The organism is Butyrivibrio sp. VCB2006 (assembly GCF_000420945.1).
Taxonomy (GTDB): domain Bacteria; phylum Bacillota; class Clostridia; order Lachnospirales; family Lachnospiraceae; genus Butyrivibrio.
Genome location: NZ_ATVX01000006.1, coordinates 24462 through 43501, shown reverse-complemented (window position 1 = coordinate 43501; position 19040 = coordinate 24462). Strand labels below are relative to the sequence as shown.

General features: G+C 40.2%; 16 protein-coding genes. 5 read left to right on the top strand and 11 right to left on the bottom strand.

Features of this window, described 5'->3' with window-relative positions:
• Window positions 1–56 precede the first annotated feature (56 nt).
• The 3 genes from yajC to G613_RS18575 all read right to left on the bottom strand — a co-directional run bounded on the left by yajC (window position 57) and on the right by G613_RS18575 (window position 2836).
• The gene (gene yajC, locus G613_RS0107415; RefSeq protein WP_029232059.1) at window positions 57–410 is read right to left on the bottom strand and encodes a preprotein translocase subunit YajC; all 354 of its coding nucleotides are present in this window, start codon (window positions 408–410) and stop codon (window positions 57–59) included.
• A 70-nt stretch (window positions 411–480) separates the two neighbouring features.
• Window positions 481–1662, bottom strand: coding sequence for a tRNA guanosine(34) transglycosylase Tgt (tgt, locus tag G613_RS0107410; RefSeq protein WP_029232058.1), 1182 nt, complete (start codon window positions 1660–1662; stop codon window positions 481–483).
• A gap of 52 nt (window positions 1663–1714) precedes the next feature.
• Window positions 1715–2836 (bottom strand): M15 family metallopeptidase, encoded by a 1122-nt coding sequence (locus tag G613_RS18575; protein ID WP_029232057.1) that lies wholly within the window; start codon window positions 2834–2836, stop codon window positions 1715–1717.
• A gap of 231 nt (window positions 2837–3067) precedes the next feature.
• Here G613_RS18575 and aroC point away from each other — a divergent pair, with 231 nt between their 5' ends.
• A complete protein-coding gene (aroC, locus tag G613_RS0107400; RefSeq protein WP_029232056.1) occupies window positions 3068–4168 on the top strand; it encodes a chorismate synthase in 1101 nt (366 codons plus the stop codon).
• Between the two features lie 51 nt (window positions 4169–4219).
• Here aroC and G613_RS0107395 read toward each other — a convergent pair whose 3' ends face one another.
• A complete protein-coding gene (locus G613_RS0107395; protein ID WP_029232055.1) occupies window positions 4220–5284 on the bottom strand; it encodes a lactonase family protein in 1065 nt (354 codons plus the stop codon).
• 164 nt (window positions 5285–5448) lie between these two features.
• On the opposite strand from G613_RS0107395, the gene G613_RS0107390 reads away from it, so the two are divergent.
• From G613_RS0107390 to G613_RS20205, 4 genes are read left to right on the top strand one after another with little or no spacing between them, the layout of a single operon-like run.
• Window positions 5449–6522, top strand: coding sequence for an ABC transporter ATP-binding protein (locus tag G613_RS0107390; RefSeq protein WP_029232054.1), 1074 nt, complete (start codon window positions 5449–5451; stop codon window positions 6520–6522).
• Window positions 6523–6544: 22 nt separating this feature from the next.
• Complete coding sequence (locus tag G613_RS0107385) at window positions 6545–7333, top strand: ABC transporter permease (RefSeq protein WP_029674656.1); 789 nt, start codon at window positions 6545–6547, stop codon at window positions 7331–7333.
• Between the two features lies 1 nt (window position 7334).
• Complete coding sequence (locus G613_RS20210; protein ID WP_029674655.1) at window positions 7335–8111, top strand: ABC transporter permease; 777 nt, start codon at window positions 7335–7337, stop codon at window positions 8109–8111.
• Window position 8112: 1 nt separating this feature from the next.
• Window positions 8113–9183, top strand: a complete 1071-nt coding sequence (locus G613_RS20205; RefSeq protein WP_029674654.1) for an ABC transporter substrate-binding protein — start codon at window positions 8113–8115, stop codon at window positions 9181–9183.
• A gap of 723 nt (window positions 9184–9906) precedes the next feature.
• Here G613_RS20205 and G613_RS18570 read toward each other — a convergent pair.
• The 7 genes from G613_RS18570 to G613_RS0107340 all read right to left on the bottom strand — a co-directional run bounded on the left by G613_RS18570 (window position 9907) and on the right by G613_RS0107340 (window position 18994).
• A complete protein-coding gene (locus G613_RS18570; RefSeq protein WP_029232052.1) occupies window positions 9907–11376 on the bottom strand; it encodes a glycoside hydrolase family 25 protein in 1470 nt (489 codons plus the stop codon).
• A 3-nt stretch (window positions 11377–11379) separates the two neighbouring features.
• Window positions 11380–12486, bottom strand: coding sequence for a class II aldolase/adducin family protein (locus G613_RS18565; protein ID WP_029232051.1), 1107 nt, complete (start codon window positions 12484–12486; stop codon window positions 11380–11382).
• Between the two features lie 97 nt (window positions 12487–12583).
• Complete coding sequence (locus G613_RS0107360; RefSeq protein WP_029232050.1) at window positions 12584–13828, bottom strand: glutamate-5-semialdehyde dehydrogenase; 1245 nt, start codon at window positions 13826–13828, stop codon at window positions 12584–12586.
• 87 nt (window positions 13829–13915) lie between these two features.
• Complete coding sequence (locus G613_RS0107355; protein WP_029232049.1) at window positions 13916–14806, bottom strand: ParB/RepB/Spo0J family partition protein; 891 nt, start codon at window positions 14804–14806, stop codon at window positions 13916–13918.
• Between the two features lie 32 nt (window positions 14807–14838).
• Window positions 14839–16416 (bottom strand): response regulator transcription factor, encoded by a 1578-nt coding sequence (locus G613_RS0107350; RefSeq protein ID WP_155828047.1) that lies wholly within the window; start codon window positions 16414–16416, stop codon window positions 14839–14841.
• 15 nt (window positions 16417–16431) lie between these two features.
• On the bottom strand, window positions 16432–18303 hold the full coding sequence (locus tag G613_RS0107345) for a sensor histidine kinase (protein WP_081647816.1): 1872 nt from the start codon (window positions 18301–18303) through the stop codon (window positions 16432–16434).
• 31 nt (window positions 18304–18334) lie between these two features.
• The gene (locus G613_RS0107340) at window positions 18335–18994 is read right to left on the bottom strand and encodes a YczE/YyaS/YitT family protein (RefSeq protein WP_029232046.1); all 660 of its coding nucleotides are present in this window, start codon (window positions 18992–18994) and stop codon (window positions 18335–18337) included.
• Window positions 18995–19040 lie beyond the last annotated feature (46 nt).

The window sequence follows — 19040 nt, the reverse complement described above, 5'->3', positions numbered from 1 at the left end:
CAAAAAAACCTGATTGGAGCAAACCAACCAGGTCTTTAATACCGCCTAAATTCCAATTATTTCTTCTTGGAATCTGATGCATCAGTACTTTTTACAACAGCATCCTCAGGCTTTTCAACCTCTACGATAGCTTCCTTGTACATAGGGATACGGCAGTGTCTGTCGTTACCGAACTCAACGATAACCATGTCGTCTGAAATATCAAGAACAACACCTACAAAACCGCCTGTAGTTCTAACGCTATCACCTACAGCAAGTGAAGCAAGAGTCTGTGCCTTCTGTTTCTGCTCTTTCCTCTGAGGACGGATCATAATGAAATATAAGAATCCGAATAATACAACGTAAATAGCAATGATAAATAATGTGTTAACTGAAGAAGCTGCAGCTTCTGAAGTCAAAAGTAATCCCATAACATCCTCCAAACAAAAAATATAATATACCAAACCATATTACTAAAAACATGGTGGAAATTCAAGTCTATTATCCTTTTCTCCAGTTCTTGTCAATATTGGCGTATTCTTTGTTGTTAATACTGTCAAACTCCTGCATTCCTGCAAGTTTGTTTTTCTTATACTCCTGGAATCTTCCGGCGTCTATAGCATCTCTGATTTCTTCCATCATATGGTTGTAGAAATACAGATTATGAAGCACGCAAAGACGAAGTCCCAGCATTTCTCCGGATTTAAGAAGATGTCTGATGTAAGCCTTGGAATAGCGTCTGCAGGCCGGACACTGGCATCCTTCCTCAATAGGAGTATCATCGAGCTCATATCTTGCATTCATAAGATTGATATGCCCTCTGTTTGTGTAAAGATGACCGTGACGGCCATTTCTACTAGGATATACGCAGTCAAAGAAATCAACGCCTCTTTCTACAGCTTCCAGGATATTGGCAGGTGTTCCAACTCCCATAAGATATGTAGGCTTCTCAAGAGGAAGATAAGGGACTACTGTCTCAAGAACGTGATACATCTCCTCGTGAGATTCACCAACAGCAAGGCCTCCGACAGCATAGCCGTCAAGGTCCATATCGCTGATTCTCTTGGCATGCTCTATTCTGATATCATCAAAAATAGCTCCCTGATTGATTCCAAACAGCATCTGATGAGGATTAACAGTATATTCAAGGCCGTTAAGTCTGTCCATTTCTCTTTTGCAGCGCTCAAGCCATCTGGTGGTCCTATCAACAGACATCTGGACATATTCATGCTCAGCCTTGGCAGATGGACACTCATCAAAAGCCATGGCAATCGTTGAACCCAGATGAGACTGGATTCTCATACTCTCTTCGGGCCCCATGAACAGCTTATGTCCATCAATATGAGAATGGAAATAAACTCCTTCTTCCTTGATTCGCCTTGTTTTTGCAAGAGAAAAGACCTGGAATCCGCCGGAGTCTGTCAGAATAGGCTTATTACAGGACATAAACTTATGAAGTCCGCCCATTCGATAGACCACGTCATCCCCGGGTCTTAAATGCAAATGATATGTATTGGAAAGGACAACCTGAGTGCCAATGCCCTCAAGGTCCTCGGTAGATACTCCGCCTTTAATAGCTGCAACAGTTGCAACGTTCATAAATACAGGCGTCTGTACTACGCCATGAACGGTGGTAAATTCAGCTCTTTTGGCACTACCATCTCTTTTTAAAATCTTGTACATAAAACAAATAACCTCTGGATCTAATTAAAATCTGCCCTGATTCCGGCGCAAATCACTCAACAAAATTACTCCAGAACTCCTCAAGGCACATATCATTTTGCGCCATAACCTCCGCCGCGTCAACACCAACATATCTAAAGTGCCATGGCTCAAACTCTATACTGGTTATTTCTTCTTTTCCGGCAGGATATCTTAAAATAAATCCATATTTATAGCTATTTGCTGCAAGCCATTTGCCGGCTGCAGTGTTGGCAAAGCCTTCATCAAGGCTTGAATAGCCTTCGGTAATGATATCAATAGCAAGGCCCACCTGATGCTCTGATGAACCAGGCACCGTAACAGCCTGAGAAGCCAGGTTATAAGCATCCATGTAGGACATTCCGGCATCCATGTACTTATTAACCTTATTGGTGAACAGCATAGTCTGTCTGTCCATATCTCTGTAAGGTGAGCATACAATAAGAGCAACACCGTCTTTTCTTGCAGCCTTCATCATATCAAGAAGTGGCTGAATTATTCTCTCATCGCACTTCATGCTTCCACTGATAGTTCCAAGATGGAACTCATAGTCCTCAGGAATCGGATGCTGCTTGTTAACGAGCATTATCTTCCAATCATTTTTGCTAAAAGAAATTTCGGATGAATCTGAAGTTCCAAGCGCAACCTGCTCATCCTCAATTATAATTTCAGAATTATCCTCAATGCCTGCATTAAGCATATCATCAAGAGAAACCTGATTTTCCTGATTAAGGTGATCTGCTTCAGACACATCAGGATTAACTACTTCCTGAGTTTCCTCAAGAACAAAGCTGTCAAGTTCAACCTGCTTGGCAAGCTCTGCGTCAGACTCTGCAAGCTCCTCAGTAGAAATAACTACGTCGGCATCTTCTACATTGACGTCATGGCTGATATCTGAGTCAAAGCTGATATTAAGTGACATTGCCGGATAAGAAAAACTGCTGCTGGAAATAAAGAAAAGAATAATACATGCAAGACAAGTAAATCTTTTGACATTTCTGTAGAAATAAAAAACAAAGTTGTAACTAAAAATAGCCAAAAAAGCATAAGCCAAGCCGAGGAATGACAGGTATTTGTGCTTCCTGTTAAACATTCCCACTTTGGATATGGTTCGCTCTTTGTATGTAATCTTTTTCTGTAGATTGCTGGCATTCATATCAGAAATCCCCTCTTATTTCGGATATTGTGCGCTAAAATAGAATTACAGAATAGATTATATAACGTTTTCACAAAAAATTCACCAATTATTTAAGAAGAATTCAATATTATCGCATATTCGTACATATATATCGATTATAAAGTGCGTAAAATTCTCATCTTTTTAACCAAGGCTTATATGTGCTAATATATGAGGTAAATACAACAATCTACGGAAAAGAGGCTCACTATGTCAGGATCCATCTTAGGTAAGAATATTCAAATCTCCACATGGGGCGAATCACACGGCAAAGCACTTGGTGTCGTTGTTGACGGTTTTCCTGCAGGCATGGAATTAAGTGAAAGTGACATTCAGAAGTTCCTTGATAGAAGAAAGCCCGGAACCTCTGCGGCAACCACTCCCCGCAAGGAGGATGACCTGGTAGATATACTCTCCGGCGTCTTTGAGGGCCGCACAACCGGAACTCCAATCTCCATGATGGTAAAAAATACATCACAGAAATCTTCAGATTACAGTGAAATTGCCAGTTACTACAGACCGGGACACGCTGATTATGGCTTTGATTCAAAATATGGATTCAGAGATTACAGAGGTGGTGGTAGATCTTCAGGCCGCGAGACAATAGGCAGAGTTGCTGCAGGCGCACTGTGTTCCAAACTCCTATCTCAGATGGGAATCGAAGTTTGCGCCTACACAAGAGCCATTGGCGATGTTTCTATAGACTATTCAAAATTCGACAAAACTTCTATTCTCACAAACCCAACAGCAATGCCCGACAGTGATGCTGATAAAAAGGCTATGGCCCTGATAGAATCAGCAAGAAACAATCAGGATTCTCTTGGTGGCATTATAGAATGTCGTATTACAGGTGTTCCTGCCGGAATCGGCGAACCTGTATTTGATAAACTTGATGCTCTCCTTGCCCGTGCTGTCATGAGCATTGGAGCTGTAAAGGCTGTAGAAATAGGTGATGGAACTTTAGTAAGTACCTATAACGGATCAGAAAACAATGATGCTTTTGTAATGGATGACGGACAAATTTCCAAAGAGTCCAATCACAGTGGAGGAATCCTTGGCGGAATCTCTGATGGAAGCGACATTGTAATAAGAGCCTATGTTAAGCCAACCCCAAGTATTTCAAAAACTCAGCACACTGTAAATAAGTCCGGCGAAAACATAGATATCAACATCCACGGCCGTCACGATCCTGTAGTTGTTCCAAGAGCCGTTGTCGTAGTTGAAGCCATGTGTGCTCACACAGTCCTTGATCTTATGATATCCAACATGTCTTCTAAAGCTTCAAGCATCATAGAATTCTATAAAGAGTAAAAAATAACCCGGGAAGTACAAAGCTTCCCGGGGTTTATTTATTTCTAATGCTTATGCTTCCAATTTGTGGAAAATAATGCAGTTAGGACGAGATATCGGCATCTCAGGTCCATTCATTACAAGAGTGCCTTTTTCCATATCAACTGTGAAGAATGTCATTGTATCCGACTCATGGTTAAGTGATACAAGATGCTTGTTATCTGGGAAAAGAGCTGCATCCTTAGGATACTCTCCTGCAATTGGAAGGCAAATCTTCTGTGTCAAAAGACCTGTCTCCTTATCTACCTTGAATACAATAACATTGTTCTCTCCTGCTGTTGAGCTTACAAGGTAGTTATAATCTTCTGAGAAGGTAAGGGCTGAGCTTGCAACACCGATTGAATCAGACTCCTCGGAATTGGATACTGACTGAATCTTGTTAAACTCAGGATCTCCGTCATTATCAACATACTCATATACATCAATGGCACACTTCTGCTCGAGACATACATACAAGAACTTACCATCCTTGGAGAACTGCATATGTCTCGGTGAAGATTCCTGATCACAATGGATCACGTCAACTTCCTTGATCTTGCCATTGTCCATATTAAGTGAATAAACATTAACTCTGTCCATTCCAAGATCAGCTGCAAGAAGATACTTGTTATCCTTGGAAACCTTGATGCACTGAACGTGTGGAACGTGGTTACGACCGGCTGCAGTCCCAAGGCCCTTATGGAATCTCTCATCAGTGATCTCACCGATGCTTCCATCCTTGTTAAGCTTAAGGATTGTAACCTTTCCGTCATGATATCCGGCTGTTATAAGATAGTTATCCTTCTGGTCCTCATTGAGATAACAACCTCTCATACCGTTAATAGATGCTTCATTCAAAAACTTAAGGCTTCCGTCAGGAAGAATATGATAAGACTCTACCCCTGCATCAGTAATTGAATAAAGCGTTTTATTATCATGGGATATTCCGATGTAAGATGAATTAGTGATCTCAACCTTCTGTTTCTCTGTTAATCTTCCGTTCTTGAGATCAACGTCATAAATTCTGATACCGTATTTAGTGCCAAGTCCTGAAGTATAACTAGACACATACGCAACATACTTGTCTTTTCCAGCCATAATAGCCTTCCTCCTAGATGTAACCTATATATTTCACATTTTATCACACCAATATAAAACTTTAAATATATTTGTTCAATACTAAAAAGTATTTGACTCTGTTTCATTCTTTATTACAATAAAGTAGATTGAATAAATATAAATATAAGTAGGAGAATTGTAAAATGGGCAGAGACCTTATTACTCTTGAGCATATTTCTAAATCGTATGACGGTCAGTTAATTCTGGATGATCTTAGTTTATCCATATACGAAAATTCTTTTGTTACCCTTTTAGGGCCAAGTGGATGTGGTAAAACTACTACTCTTCGCATAATTGGTGGATTTGAGAAGCCGGATCATGGTCGTGTCATCTTTGATGGCCAGGACATTACTAATCTTGCGCCCAATAAGAGACAGCTCAATACAGTTTTCCAGAAATACGCACTCTTCACACATATGACCATAGCTGAAAATATCGCTTTTGGTCTTAAAATCAAGAATAAATCTGACAGCTATATCAAGGATAAGATCAAATATGCATTAAAGCTTGTTAACCTTGAAGGCTTTGAAAATCGTATGCCTGATTCACTTTCAGGCGGTCAGCAGCAGCGAATTGCCATTGCAAGAGCTATTGTTAACGAGCCTAAGGTTCTTCTTTTGGATGAGCCCCTTGGAGCTCTTGATCTTAAAATGCGTCAGGACATGCAGTACGAGCTTAAAAGACTTAAAGAAGAACTGGGTATCACCTTTATTTATGTAACCCATGATCAGGAAGAAGCTCTTACCATGTCTGATCATATTGTTGTTATGAACCAGGGCTACATTCAGCAGGAAGGTTCTCCCGAGACCATTTACAACGAGCCTGAAAACGCCTTCGTTGCAGACTTCATCGGTGACAGTAATATCATCAGATCTACTATGATAAGGGATGAGCTGGTTGAAATCCTGGGTGCCAAGTTTGCCTGCGTAGATAAAGGATTTGGAGAAAATAAACCTGTGGACGTTGTAATAAGACCTGAAGATGTAGAGCTTGTAGCTCCTGATAAGGGAACAATTACAGGTGTAGTTACAGACCTTACCTTCAAGGGTGTTCACTATGAAATGGATGTAGAAGCTAATGGCTACGAATGGCTTGTTCATTCCACCAAGCTTTCTGAGGTTGGCACCACTGTTGGAATCAACGTAGATCCTTTTAATATACAGATCATGAATGTTCCTGCTTCTGAGGACGAGGAGGCTATCAGTGAAACTGTTTAAAACTAGACGAAACGCTGCGTTAATGGCATCTCCTTATATTGCCTGGGCAGTAATATTCATAGTGGTTCCGCTCTGCATGGTTTTTTACTATGGTTTCACCGGAGCCGATGGTTCTTTTACCCTGGATAATATCGCTACCATTGCTAAGCCCGGTTATCTTAAGGCTCTCAAAAGATCTGTGATCCTGGCTATCATTAGTACTTTGGTATGTTTTATATTGTCCTATCCGCTGGGAATGATATTAGCTTCAATGAAGCTTAAGAAGAATGCCTACATTGTCACATTATTTATTCTGCCAATGTGGATGAATTTCCTTCTTCGTACCCTAACCTGGATGACACTGCTTGAAGGTAAAGGTGTTATAAACACAATCCTTGAATTCATGCATCTTCCAACTCTTAATATCATTAATACAAACAGCGCTATTGTGCTTGGTATGGTCTACAACTTCCTGCCTTTCATGATATTGCCTATTTATAATGCCCTTAACAGAATTGATGAAAACGTAATAAACGCTGCAAGAGATCTTGGTGCAGGCACTGTTCAGACTTTCCTTAGAATTACTCTTCCGCTTTCCATGCCCGGAATCCTGAGCGGTATTACAATGGTATTCATTCCTGCCCTTACTACCTTTGCAATTTCTACAATGCTTGGCGGTTCCAAGATTCTTCTTATCGGTAATATCATCGAACAGGAATTTACACAGCTCTATGACTGGCACTTAGGAAGTGGACTTTCAATAGTCCTTATGATTTTCATTATCCTTAATATGATCATAGAGAATCTGTCAGATAATGGAGGTAATAACTAAAATGAGAAAAGTTTTAGAAAGAATATATCTTGCCATTATCCTGATTTTCATGTATGCCCCAATCCTGACCCTTATTGTGCTCTCCTTTAATTCCAGTAAGTCCCGAGCAAAATGGGGAGGCTTTACGTTTAAGTGGTACCTAAACCTCTTATCTGATGAGGCTGTAGCAAGTGCCCTGTTTAATACCCTTTCAATTGCAATCCTTGCTACTATTTTTTCAACAATTATCGGAACCTTTACCTGTATAGCAATGATTGGTTTATCCAGTAAAATCCGCTCTGTAATAATGGGAATCACTAATATTCCAATGATCAATGCTGATATTGTAACCGGTATTTCACTTATGCTGCTGTTTAGATTTATACACATCACCACAGGATTTGCCACAATATTACTTGCTCATATAACCTTCAACATTCCCTTTGTTATGCTAAGCGTTATGCCAAGAGTCAAGAATATCAATTTCTATGTGTATGAAGCGGCCCTGGATCTTGGGGCATCAAGACCCTATGCATTTTTCAAGACAATACTTCCGGACATTGTCCCGGGAATTATATCCGGAGCACTTATGGCATTTACAATGTCTCTTGATGACTTTATCATCACATACTTCACCAAGGGATCTGGTTTTGAGACTTTATCAACACTCATATACAACGAAGTAAAAAGAGGTATTCAGCCTGAGATTTATGCTCTGTCTGCTCTGATATTTGTTGTGGTTTTAGCTCTTTTGATGATTGTTTACAGGGCACCGCAAGCCAAGACCAAGGAGAAATAAAATGAAGATGCGCATTATTTCCTGCATTCTCACAGCTGCCATGATCATTCCATGTCTGGTAGGCTGTGACAGCAGTGATTTATCCAAATATCCAAACGGAAAGCTCTATGTATATAACTGGGGCGAATATATAGACGAAGATGTAATCGGCGAATTTGAAGATGAATATGGAATTGACGTTATCTATGATATGTTCGAGACCAACGAGATAATGTTCGCCAAGCTTGCTCAGGACAACTCAGCCTATGACGTGGTATGTCCTTCAGACTACATGATTCAGAAGCTCATTGAAAATGACATGTTAAAAGAGCTGAATTTTGACAATATCCCAAACGCCGCCAACATAGGTGAGCAGTACTTTGCACAGTCTCAGGATTTCGACCCTGAAAACAAGTACTCCGTCCCCTACTGCTGGGGAACCGTAGGTATTCTCTACAACAAAACCATGGTTGACGATGTTGTGGACAGTTGGGATATCCTTTGGAATCCCAAATACAATGGCCAGATCCTGATGCAGGATTCTGTAAGGGATGCCATGATGGTAGCTCTTCTACGTAACGGCTACTCTCTCAACTCAACAAATCCAAGCGAAATTTCCGTAGCCACTGACGACCTCATAGCCCAGAAACCTTTAGTCCAAGCCTACGTAGTAGATCAGGTACGTGACAAGATGATAGGCGGCGAAGCTGCTCTTGGCGTAATCTATTCCGGAGAAGCCATTTACACAGCCAGAGAAAACCCGGACCTTGTCTACGTAGTACCCAAGGAGGGCACCAACGTATGGATAGACTCCTGGGTAATCACCAAAGAGTCCAAGAACTCAGAGAACGCAGAAAAATGGATCGATTTCATGTGCCGCGGCGACATCGCCCTCAAGAACTTCGAGTACATCACCTACTCCACACCTAACGACGTTGCCAAAGAAAACATCGAGGACGAAGACATCAAGAACTCCAAAGTAGCCTTCCCGGACCTCGACACCTTCCCAACCGAGTCCTACAAATACCTTGGCTACGACGCCGACCGTCTCTACAACGACGCCTGGATGGAAGTAAAATCCGCCGACTACTAATACCCCGCGGGCGGCCTTCCACTTCCACCACCATCAAGAGCACGCACCCCGGCTGGGACTTCGCTCACGCAAGAGATTTTTTTCACCGTTCCTGCTTGGGAGTTCATGGCCTCAAAAAGTTCAATCAAGAATTCTATGGCTCAAAACTCGCATTCTTGGCCCGGTTCCGAGCATGTGTTTTTGCCCGACGAGTCTGAGATGGCAAATGACAATTTCTGATGTTCGAAACAGCACACTTTCCCGCGCCCTCGAAGGGCTTGTCTGAAGCAGAGCAGGTGAATATAGTAAATATAGAAAATGCCATAGCTCGCAAAGCGAGCATATAAAAAGAGAAGAAATCTATCTTTCAAGCAAGCTTGAAGAAGTAGATTTCTTCTCTTTTTTCAGGTGCTACGCACCGTTATGGCATTTTCCTAATAATTCAATTGTCTGCTCTGCAAGTTTTGACCGTAGAGGGCGCTTTAAAAGAAAGTGTGCTCGAACATCTTAGAAATGTTTCATTTGCCAGTGACAAGCTGGCGAAAATACAGCGCAGATAAAGGGCCAATGGATGCTCAGACATGTTGAGCCATAACCAGAATTCTTGAAAGAGCTTTTTGAGACTCATGAACTTATCCAGGCACTCTCAAGGCGAAAAAATATCTCATTGCGAATCGCTATTCCCAGCCGGGGCCGGGGTGCCGCGTGTATTGAAAATGAAGCGGAAGGCCGCGGGCGGCGGGATTAGCGGAGGACGTTCATGTCTACGTAGCCGCCAATGCCGTTTACTTGACCCTTGGAGGTGTACTGCCACATGTCGTAGCGAGTGGCGCTGTAGGTTGGAATGTCTACGTATTGAGCGAGCCAGATTTTGTAATCAGTAAAAGAGGCAGTGTTTAGGCGCCCCTCTTCGAACCATTTTTTGTTTGAGTAGATGCCTGCTGTGTAGCCGGCGTTTCTAATTGTGGTTAGAAATGCGTGGCAGACCGCAGTTCTTTCTTCGGAGGATATCTGATCTCCACGGCCATGACTGGCTTCAACATCGAGATAAACCGGCATTTGCAAAGAATAGCCACTAAGAAGTTCAAGAACCATGGAGGCCTCTTCTACCGCTTCTGCTTCGTTGACGGCCTGGGTAAAGAAGTATACGCCCGTGTTGATGCCGTTACTCTGGGCTCCGGCCATATTGGTGTAATAAAGTGGGTCAATTACCAGGGCTCCGGAGCTTGATCCTCTGTAACCGCATCTTATAATTGCAAAGTTTATACCATCATTTTTAACTGCACTCCAGTTAATGTTTCCGTTATGTTTAGAAACATCAATGCCCTTTGTGCCGCTGTGAGCTGCAATATACTGTGGATCTGATGCGATAGCTGGAGCCTCCGAAGGTGTATGTGCCGTAATAGTTCCACCCTCTGCTCCTTTGTATCCAGCCTTAGAGGCCTCACTGGCTGCAGTTTCAGCTTCAATCTGAGCAAGAAGATCCTCTGCATCCTCCGAAATATCATCTTCATGAAGTTCAGGAGTTGCAGCTGTAGCACTACTGTCCTGACTACCTGTCACATCTGATGCACCGGAAATATCCGTTGTCTGGTCTGCGTCCTGTACCTTAGTATCCTCAGCAGCTACATTGATCTGAGACTCTTCTTTGATCTCATCCTTAATATCAACCTTGGTATATTTGATAGAATCCGATACCGTGATAGTCTGAGATTTATCCGCATGATAATTCTTGTTGTCAGCTGATATATCTGATAAAAAAACTGTATAATCCCCAGCTTCCACATATGGAATATAGATAATACCATCCATATCAGAATCAGAATAATCTACAGTCTTATTTTTTCCTTTTACTGTAACTGTAAAATTCACATTAGAGATAAGCTTATCAGTAGCACTATTGGAAAGCTTGATCTTTAGATCATCCTGGATAGATCTAAGAGAAATAGAAACAGTGATATCTTCTGCTTCTACCTGTAAACTTGAATTACCACTGCTTGCATCAATACCGTTTTCTTCCCTTAGTTCATTACCATCAATGAGGCCCAAATCCAAGGCTTCGAGATTTGAAACAGATTGGAAAATGGAGCTTTGCTCTGCTTCAGCCTGATCCTCAAAATCATCGCTCATGCCGCTAACTAAAAGCCCTACAGGAATAATCACCAGTAGGGCAAGAATTACAGTTATTAAAGCTATCTGTGTCTTTTTTAACATCAATCAATTACCTTTTTTATCCGCAAGTTTGGAATAGGACTTTCTATAATGCCTATTCATCTTGTAACTCTCCCAGAGTGAAAGATAATGTCCTTCTCCGTTTCGCATAACAGAAATATACGCGATACATCCCTTATCAAGAACTATAGCTACAGCCATAGCATCATCGTAAGTAGAACCTACACAATACGCCCCATCGTTAAGTGAAAAGATCGCATTAACATTCTTTTTGATATTGTGATAGCTCTGTCCGTCTTTACCATGCTCATTGCTGGGAACTTTAACACTATAGCCTATAAGTTGAGCAAAATCATCCAGAAGTGGTCTCATATGACTGGCTCTTCTGGATACTGTCATAACCGCTTCTGATTTGTTATGAACAATGAACTTAACATCAGGACGCTTTTTGTAGATTTTCTCATGAATCTCTTTTACCCTGATTGGTGTATCCGGACTGTCATAAACAATCTCACCATTTTCCAAATGGCTGTTAAAACCAACTTCTACACCATGATTCATATCTGTCTTGCAAACATCCACAAGAAAATTATGACAGGCAACCTCCATTCTCTCAGCCTCAAAAACGGCCTCCTTGGAGTTTACACCCATACAGATAGTGCCATGGTTAGCCATGATAATTCCATTTATGTCAGGGTATTTTTTAACAGTCATCTCCACATTAGAAGCAAGCTTTTCAGTTCCCGGAAGTGCATAGGGAGCCACTGGGATAACCATATCCGTATCATCGAAGTAGGTCAGGATTTTCTTGATTCCAAGAGTTCCTGCGCAGGATGCATAAACCTGATGTGTATGAACAATAAAGTCAACATCTCTGCGAGCCTTGTAGCAAGCAGCATGAACAGCTTTCTCACTTGAGGGCAGAACATCCCCTTCGTAAGAAAGGTCGCTTATCTTAACCTTAACGATCATATCAGGAGTAAGATCGTCGTATTTAATTCCACTTGGTGTGATAATAAAAGAATTCTCATCAACCCTCTGGCTGATATTTCCCCATGTGCGAACCAGAAGTCCCACCTCAGCAAGCTCTCTGGAGACTTCAATTATATGCTTCTTGGCTTCAAGAAGTTCTTCATTTGTAGTAATAGCCATTTCCCCAAATTTCCCCAATACTATAATATGTGGCGCAATTTTATTTGATAATCACGCCACATCCTATATTACTATCTTTGGATAAATTTATCCACCTTTATGCTCTTATTTGTCCATCTCCCACAATTCTGTACTTGTAGGATGTCAGTTCTCTAAGTCCCATAGGGCCTCTTGCATGGAGTTTTTGAGTACTGATTCCTATCTCTGCGCCAAAACCAAATTCAAAGCCATCTGTAAACCTTGTGGAGGCATTAACATAAACGCAGGCAGCATCAACTCCGCTTAGAAACTTTTCAGCGGTTTCCTGATTCTCAGTAATAATTGCTTCCGAATGGCCGGTATTATACTTGTTTATATGATCTATAGCCTCTTCTACACTTCCCACTGTCTTAACAGAAATGATATAGTCCAGATACTCTTTTCCAAAGTCCTCTTCTGTTGCAGAAACTGCTCCGTCAATCAAGTCAAAAGAAAGTTCATCTGCCCTGACTTCTACGTCGTACTCTCTCATAGCTTCGCCAAAGCGCGGAAGGAATTTTTTCTTAATATCCTTATGCACTACAAGGGATTCTGCAGCGTTACACACGCCAATTCTCTGAGTCTTGGCATTGATTATAATCTTTATCGCTTTCTTTATATCAGCGTCTTTATCAACATAAATATGACAATTTCCGGTTCCCGTCTCAATTACCGGAATTGTAGAATTCTCAACTACAGCACGAATAAGACCTGCACTTCCTCTAGGAATCAGGACATCAACATAGTCCTTCATCTGCATGAAGGCTTTTGTAACGGATCTGTCTGTATCTTCTATAAGCTGGACAACATCAGGGTTAATTCCCTGCTCAGAAAGGGCATCTCTTATAACCTTGGTAATTGCTATATTGGAATTAATAGCATCGCTACCGCCCTTTAGAATAACTGCATTACCTGATTTAAAAGTAAGACTAAATGCATCAGCAGTAACATTTGGCCTTGATTCATAGATTATACCGATTACGCCAAATGGCACTCTCACCTTTGATATTTTTAGACCGTTTGGTCTTTCAAAACTCTCTATCTCAGTACCGATAGGATCTTCTAACTCCGTAACCTGGCGAAGACCTTCAGCCATAGCACTAATACGCTTTTCATCAAGCTTAAGCCTATCAAGCATTCCCTGATGCATACCCCCGGCTACGCCGTTATCATAATCCTTTTTATTTGCATCAAGAATAAAGTCCTTTTTATCTGTAAGTGCCTTGGCAACAGCTAAAAGCGCATCATCCTTGGCTTTCGTACTAAGCCTTTGTACTTCGTACTTAACTTCTTTCGCTCTTTTACAAATCTCAAGTAATTCCATACTTTTCTCCAATCCCATAAAGCCGCCCACAACAACTACGATTATTAAATTATAAACAAGCAAAAGACGATATTCAATTGACCTTTTTTAAGTATCAGTATCCTGTTTTCTCATTTTCTCGAATAAATCAATTACGTCTTTAGACCATAATTCGTCATTCGAACGAATTTCATATTCTTCAAAATCAGCCCCTTTTCCCTTTGTGACTACAACCATATCATTATCAATATGAATAGTTGTTTTATATTTACCGGTAATTAATTCCTTCAGAGAAGTTACCTTCTGCTCATCATAAATACCTTTTTTACCGCTTCCGGAAATAATGCCATCCACCTGAACCGAATATTTCTTGAACATAAGTGCAATATTATCTATTGAATAATACTGGGATGAATATACCCAAATGTCATAGCCGTTGGACTTAAGATATCTGAAAAGAGCCGGTATTCCAAGCCTGATTCTCTTAGAGGATTTTTTAGTTAAAAGACCTTTAGTTTTTTCAATATATTCATCTTCAGGAGTACGGAAAACAACCTCATCCAGATCAAGAGTAACTCTTTTATCATGATCGGACTTATTGAGGATACGCTTAATATCTTCCTCCATCATCATGTTTACAAGCTTAATAGGTACCTTTTTCATGCCAATTTTAAGAGCTGCAGCCCATCTGTGATGGCCATTAACAAGCATAAAACCTTTGGGATGTGCCTTCATAACAACAAGCGGCTCCATTCTAGGTTTAAAGCCTCTGCTTATTTCATCCCTAAACTGCTTTTCATACTCACCAATAATACGATAGCTGGGCCCAACTTCAGGAAAGCAGAATTCATCATCCTGATTGGGATGTATATTCCTGCAGTTTGCATCTATATGAATAATCTTCTCAAACAGACTTGAATTAACCGGGATATACACATTCTTTTCATCTTCGATCAGTTTTTTCAGAAATGTCTGAAATTCAGTATTATTCATCGACATGACAATTCCTCCTATTGAGTGTTGCGCAACACTCACGATTCCTTACTCATGCTCCTTGGTGAAATGCCATAAAACTTTTTGAACACATTGGAAAAATAACTCACATCATTAAAGCCGACTTTTTCGGCTATAGATGATAGCTTCTCATCTGTTGTGGTCAAAAGCTGTTTAGCCATCTGCATACGATATTGAGTAATATACTCTGTCAGCGTCATATCCATTTCGCTCTTAAACATTTTGCGAAGGTATGTCTGATTAACGCACAGCTTTTCTGAAATATCAGAGATAGAAAGATTGCTGTCGTAATAGTTCATCTCAATATAGTCCTTGGCTGCACTTGCTATGTCGTGTGTCTTTGACTGCTTTTTTCCCTTTTCAAACTCAATTCTCTTCCTATACAAGAAGACAACGTTGTTTTTCATCTCCTCAGAAGAAGATGCCATTGCCATAAACTTTTCCGGTGAGAAACCATCTCCGTAAATCTTATCAATAGAAAAGCCCTTACTGATAATATTCGTCATCAGAATACTGATTGCACTGGTAAAAAGATTCATATCAGTAATTGATATTTTGTTTTCATCACTATTTTTTTTGTCCCTTAGCTTATCCCAAAGAGTATTTAGAACCTCTTCCGCATCGTCTGCCGAAAGGACCTCAAGGTCTTTATTTAGCCTTATAATGGCATCCAGTGATGAATAGGATATGTTTTCGGTATTATTTCTAAGATCCCAAAGCTGGCCATATCCCTTTTCAGTTAGAAATCCCAAGGCTTTCTCATAAGCCTTTTTTACATCAATAATAGATTCGGCAAAAGAAAGAGCTATAGCGCTTCCAATCTCCAATTGATTTTTAACTATCTGGATAATATCAGCAAATTCATACCCCTTGTAATTATTTATGTCGTCAGAAGAATCAAAACTCATTAGAGCTACAATATTGTTCTCAAAATCGTGGAAAATCTCAAATTTACCGGCGATATCCAATTTATCAGCCAGCATTTTTGCAATAAGATTTTCCCAGTTCATAAGCTGTTCTCTGGAATCACCTTCTTTTTCAGAAAAAGCCTTAGAATCAAACCTTATAAGCGCAAGAAGATATCCGCCGCTTTGACCTGTCCTTTCAAATAAGGATTCTTCCAGTTTTTTTGCAGCTTCTTCATCATGAGCCCCTGCATAGATCAGACCTCTAAGTTCATCATAATGTTCATCTTTTTTTGTGGCAGTGCTCTCAACAGCTTTTCCGATATTATCCTGCAGCTTTAAAAGAGAAAGAATAAGTTCCTCCTTCTCAAAAGGCTTAACAATATAGTCGCAGACACCTAATTTAACAGCCTTTCTGGCATATTCAAATTCATTATTGCCTGTTATGAGAATAACTGATATTTCAGGGTAGTCTTTGGTTATCTTTTCCGCCAGCTCAAGCCCATTTAGATAAGGCATGGTAATATCAGTAAGAACCACATCCGGATAGAATTCATCAAGCTTTTCCAAAGCTTCTTTTCCGTCATGTGCCTCGCAGCATATTTCAAATCCATATGAATTCCAGTCGATACACCCACGTAAGTACTCAAGGAAGATAGGCATATCATCAACAATCATTATTCGTATCAATACTATTCTCCGTTTTTATTCAGAATATGGAACTGTAACAATTACTGTTGTACCGACGCCTTCTATACTTTCAATTCCCGCGCCGTACTCTTTTCCAAAGTAAAGCTTAATTCTCTTGGCTACGCTATAAAGTCCAAAGTGGCTTCCGCCCTTTGTAGAGTCGTGATCTGTAATCTCTGCCTCTTTGGCCTTTTTTCTCTCATCATTGTCAAAGGGCTCCTCTTTACTTAGAAGCTCATTGAGTTTACTTAGTTCAGCCTGAGGCATGCCAATGCCGTCATCTATTACCTTAAGTTCAACATAAGATTTCTCATCATTTCCGGAATTGAATCTTCCTTTAACCGTAATCTTACCCCAGCTGGATTTGTTTTTTATTCCATGATAGATGGCATTTTCAACAAGAGGCTGAAGTGTCATCTTGGGTATCTGAGACTTAAACACTGCTTCATCCACGTCAATCTCATAGCTGAATTTATCACCATAGCGCATGGTTTGCAGGTCAAGATAGTCCCTGATTATCTGGATTTCTCTTTCTATGGATACAATTTCTTCACTTCCGGAAAGAGAATTCTTGTAGTAATTAGCAAGCTTATGAGTAACTCTGGCAGCTTCCTTACTCCTGTTCATCTCAATAAGCATTATGATAATATCCAGAGTATTATAAAGAAAATGTGGTTTTACCTGCTCCTGGATAAGAGCAAGCTCATATTCTCTCTTCTTTTTAGCCTCGTCATCTACCTGCTGCAAAAGCTCTTTGTTTCTCTGAGTCATATAGTTAAAGATTCTGCCCAGCCTACCAATCTCATCCTTGGTCTTAAACCTGAATCTTATGCTCATATCACCTTCAGCAATCTGCTCCGCACCGTCATGCAAAACCTTCAGCGGCTTGGTTACAAAGTTTGCAGAAAACCAAACAGAAATAAAAAGAAGTACTGCGGTAAAAGATCCTGTTGTCAAAAGAATAAATCTAAAATCCTTACCTGTAACATTAAACTTATTAAGGTTAGTAATTCCGACAACAGTCAGATCAAATTTATCAATTCTATCCCTGGCAAAAAGATAAGATTCATTCTGATACTCAATCAGCTTTTCATCAGTATTTAAAAGACTCTTTGCAAATTCCTCATCAGCATAGATTGGATCCTTAACTTCAGACTCCGTTATAACATTTGAAGAAGAGTCATAAAGGAAATAATAGCTTATTTCGCTTTGAGAGGACTCAATGAGATAGTTCTTATTCATATTTATAAAAAGATATCCCAAATGAGTTCCTGTAACTATGTTAATTACATGCTTTCCCATAGTAATAACTTCTTTTCCCTCTCTATTGAAGGGATTGTCCATGGGATCCATGATCACAGTTTTACCGTTTGCCTCTGAAAGCTCATAAACATAATTTGAATATTTAATTTCAGTACTTTCATCGTTAAATGCTGGGTTTGTAGAATAAAATCTACCATTGCGATCTATAAAAACAATTGAAGAAATGCCGTTATACACAAGAAGCGACTGAGACAACTGGCTCGTAACCTTACTGTCTCTTGTAACCTGCTTCATTGACTTGTCATTGTAGTAATTTCCAAATTCGATGGTTAGATTATTAGAACAAAGTTCACCATTTTGCAGAACTGATGAAAGCCTGTCAGACATTATCCTGATGTTCTCTTCTATCTGCTTGTCCGCTCTTTGCATAATGGCTCTGTTATAGAAAAAAAGCATCAAAACAGTCAGTACCACCATTGGAATCAGTGCTACCAGAATTGTTATTGATGCAATCTTGTACTTGATGGACATGTTCCTTGCACGCTCACGTCCGCGGCTCCTGCCCCGGGGAGTGTACTCTTCCATGTCCCTAAGTGTCATGTCTCGTAAATCTTTATTTGTCATAGTTGTTTATACGAATAAAATAGCTAAAAAATCAATTTGCCTTCTCGCCTTTGTGAAGGAAAGGTCTTGTAATATGAATATTGAAATACTCTATAAGAGGTCCCATGAAAAAAGCTGTGATAATAGTACCTACGCCTACAATTGTAGGAATCTCCGGAATTGAATGCCCTGCTATCAGGAAAAGAGCTGTACCTATAGCAATACAAACAAGATCTGTAATGATCCTTACATACTGAAACTTTCCTTTTTTCCATGTATTAACAATAATAAGAGCTACCGCATCATAAGTTGAAACACCAAGATCTGCAGTCATATAAAAGGCTGAACCAAAACACAGAATAACTACGCCAACTACAAGGCACAGAGCTCTCACCACCATGGATGGTTCAACAATTATTGTCTGAAGAAATTCATAGGTAAACTGAGTAATGTATCCAAGCAGAAACAGATTGATAAATGTTGCAATGCCGATGTAGTGTCTGTCAAATATAAGCGCGAATAAAAGCATAACTGCATTAGTAATCATATATAGGGTTCCAAACTTTATCGGCACCAGAGCATCAAGACCGGCCATAAAGGACTGAAATGGGTCAACTCCAAGAGCCGCAATCTTAAAAATACCAACGCTTATAGCACAGGTTATTACTCCAAATAGGGACATGCCTATCCTTTTCTTCATTGATGATGTCATTTTTCATAATCTCCATACATTTTATTTCTAACCTAGTATATCATAT